Source organism: Pseudoalteromonas sp. SWXJZ10B (assembly GCF_015864475.1).
GTDB classification, from domain to species: Bacteria; Pseudomonadota; Gammaproteobacteria; order Enterobacterales; family Alteromonadaceae; genus Pseudoalteromonas; species Pseudoalteromonas arctica.
The window spans coordinates 1-590 of record NZ_JADYXD010000066.1 but is presented as its reverse complement, the minus strand read 5'-3'; the positions used below and the strand labels follow the sequence as shown (position 1 = coordinate 590).

The 590-nt window shown below is 41.7% G+C and carries 1 tRNA gene; it reads left to right on the top strand.

From position 1 onward, the window contains the following. Positions 1 to 77: transfer RNA gene (locus I6F54_RS20185), tRNA-Arg, on the top strand. Positions 78 to 590 lie beyond the last annotated feature (513 nt).

Sequence of the window (590 nt, the reverse complement as noted above, 5' to 3'; positions counted from 1 at the left end):
GGGTGCATAGCTCAGCTGGATAGAGTACTCGGCTACGAACCGAGCGGTCGGAGGTTCGAATCCTCCTGCGCCCACCACTTTCATAAATAAGCCGACATTAAGTCGGTTTTTTTGTGCCTAAAATAAAGTGAAATGTAGAGTTTAGGAGGATTGAGAACTAAGAAGTCGGAGGTTCACTCTTACAAGATACGTCCTGCGCCCGCCACTTCCATAAACAAGCCGACATTAAGTCGGTTTTTTTGTGCCTAAAATAAAGTGAAATGTAAACTACCACTCCTGTAGCCGCAGAGCTTGCTCGCGTGAGAAGCGACAGCTTCTATTCCCCCCTCAAAAATATAATTTATAAGATTTTATTTGTTGGCAACGCCAGAAATAAGTAATTTATTCACAAAGAGTTTAAGAGGCGCTGCGCTTTTAGAGGTAGTAATAAAGCTAAGCTAAACTAATAAACCCGGGCTTATGTCTTCTCATTTACTTTTCTTTGTGTAATAGATCTTTAAGTGGTTCATTGACCCCCCTGTGTCAGGATAGTTGTCGCCTCTAACTTTTAATAGAGGCAGATAAAATGAGACGTCGATTTACACCAGAAT